Source organism: Paramuribaculum intestinale, assembly GCF_003024925.1.
Lineage (GTDB): Bacteria > Bacteroidota > Bacteroidia > Bacteroidales > Muribaculaceae > Paramuribaculum > Paramuribaculum intestinale.
This window is the reverse complement of record NZ_PUED01000262.1, coordinates 1-2,525: the sequence shown is the minus strand read 5'-3', so window position 1 is coordinate 2,525 and position 2,525 is coordinate 1. Positions and strand designations below refer to the sequence as shown.

The 2,525-nt window shown below is 40.7% G+C and carries 2 protein-coding genes; both read right to left on the bottom strand.

Features of this window, described 5'->3' with window-relative positions:
- Positions 1-192: 192 nt before the first annotated feature.
- On the bottom strand, positions 193-1,713 hold the full coding sequence (locus C5O24_RS12475) for an RNA-binding domain-containing protein (protein ID WP_107036941.1): 1,521 nt from the start codon (positions 1,711-1,713) through the stop codon (positions 193-195).
- Between the two features lie 89 nt (positions 1,714-1,802).
- On the bottom strand, positions 1,803-2,525 hold a 723-nt coding region (locus C5O24_RS12470; RefSeq protein WP_205961120.1), incomplete at its 5' end, for a hypothetical protein.

Sequence of the window (2,525 nt, the reverse complement as noted above, 5' to 3'; positions counted from 1 at the left end):
AAATTGAAAAGAGTGTCCATATACCCATCCATATAGTCCAGATCTCTTTCTTGCGTAGCGATAAATCCAGCAAGCATAGTCTTAACTTGCCGAAATTGTGCGTTATTGATCTCTATGATAGGGCGGAACGCCTCAATCAATTCTTTAGAGATTACTGAGCCTTCCATATTTGCTTCCCTTCAATTATCACATTTATTCAATGACTTCCCATGTCCCGGATTTCTCAGAACCTACACGACGGATGCGTCCATCTGATTTTAGTGTATCAATAATTCGGAATAAGGTTCTTCTCGGAATGTTTAGTTGTGATGAGATTTCTTTGATGCTTATACGCTTGTTTTTACGCATTAGATTCACAATCGCATCTTCACGAGATATTTCATCGGTGCCACTATTAGTGCCATCGGTGCCATTATCGGTGCCAAATTCAGATTTATCGGTGCCATCGGTGCCACTTTCCGTAGTGTTCACTATAATTCTAGGCGTTTTATCGGTGCCATCGGTGCCATTTTCTATGACATCAGCATTCTGAACAATAACTTTGAATGTGGTATAGTCACCGAGAAGAAATTCCGCAGGGTTGCTCTTATTTTCTTCGAGAAGTGTTGATACAGTATTTACACCGCTGCCGAAACGATTGACATAACCCAGATTCAGCATTATCTCGGCTATATTAGGGTTGCGATAGTCGGTTTCATTAGGAAAGTTCTCCAAATTGACTTTGCCGTATAAATTACCGGGGTTGTCAATCTCTATGCGGTCGTTGTATTCGTAGAATTTTATCGGGGAGTTATTACCATTATAGGCGCGGTGCATTACGGCATTCATTGCAAGTTCACGGATTGCCTCCCAAGGATAGTTAATGCGTGGTTCTTCGCGAAGGACACTCACAAACTCCGGGCGTTTGCTCTCGATGGAATATTTGATGAAATACTCCAGCTCTTTTAGCATTGAAATCAAATTGCCTTTGAAGCGGTTTTCCTTCAATACTTTTGTCGCACGAGTAGTTCCTGCAAATTTGACATACTGAATGTATGCTCCCGGAATAAAATACTGCGGGTCGTGTCCTAACAAAAGAATACCGGCATAAGTCGGACAGTTGAAACGAGTATCGAAAAGTCGCAAAGAAGCAAGCTGCTGAATTACGCTGCGCTTATCCTTCGCTAAAGTAACCGGCGATACAGCCTTCGGCAAATACTCATTCTTGAACAGATCTATGTCAATGTCATCAATGGTAGCTTCGCGACATGGACGACCATCGAAAGAAGAACTGTGAATCTGACCCTTTTCGGTCAGGATGCGCTCTTCCTCAGTATTTGCCTCTGCCTTTCTTGCTCCAATTCTAATCCAGATAACGCCTTTGTATCGCACGGGAGTATCTTCGCTTGGCTGAACTTCAATGACGGCAACTTCTCCTTCTGGGAATGTCTCCTTATAAACCATCATTGCGGGAGGCGGAAGAATTGTTCCGGTATTACGTAACCCAGCATATGAACGCAACTGTGCATCGCTAAAAGTCAGTCCATCAAGATTACCGTTATCGTCGGCACCTATGAGAAAATAACCGGGCTTATTCGTATTACGAATGTCATTGGCAAATGAGCAGATAGCCTCCGATATTTTCTTGGTGTTATCGGTGGACAATGTGCGCTCCACGCGCTCATTCTCTATGTCGCTCAACAGCGACTGTATTTCTTCTTTTGTCAGAGGCATATCGTTTCTTTTCAGGTTGCAAAATTACTCATTTTTCGTGGATTACACAACTCTCGGTAAATATAGACTAACAATATATTGGCACTGCTTCAAATAGTTATGTCTTTGGTTCGGGTATCTGAACAAATAAAACCGCTATTACGAATTGTAGTTATGACACTATTAGGATTGACTATTTGTCGGGATTTATATGGACCCTTAGATGCTGAGACAACATGTATAGAATTTTGTGAACAGATCTCCGGCCTAAAATTATTTATTGACCCATGATGAGGTATCTGGATTATGTCTGTGTGAGACCTCAATCGTCCGTATATATTTGCAAGCTCTTTATGATATTTCTTGGCATTATAGTCTCCTGTATAAAGGCAGCCATGACACAAATCTTTTCGTCCACTCCATACCACCATACTGTAATCATTCAGATTTTCAATCTCATTATTCGTTAATACCTGATCCAATGATTTTTTCAGGGAGGTACCTTTTTGTTTGAGAACTGAGATTATCTCATCAGTTGTTGCAGTAGGTGGCAGTCCCAGCTTTTTCATGAACGTGGCAATCTCGGCATCATTTAGCAATCTTCTATTATAAATTATGTATATCCAATCATTGATAGTAAAAATCTGAAATCTACTGGGTACAGTCGCACCATTCTCAATATAACTCAGATTTATTTCTTCGCTATCTTGTATCCTATCATTAATATTGTTGTCCCTATCGGTTGCATCAACGAATATCACATTTGTTTGAGGTGAAACATTGCGTATATAAGCCTCCGGATCTATAATAAAATCAGATAGAAACCTGTTACT

Bases quoted from the DNA above. Each gene is read 5' to 3' on its own strand.
- C5O24_RS12475 (WP_107036941.1), bottom strand. From the start codon at position 1,713: ATGCCTCTGACAAAAGAAGAAATACAGTCGCTGTTGAGCGACATAGAG.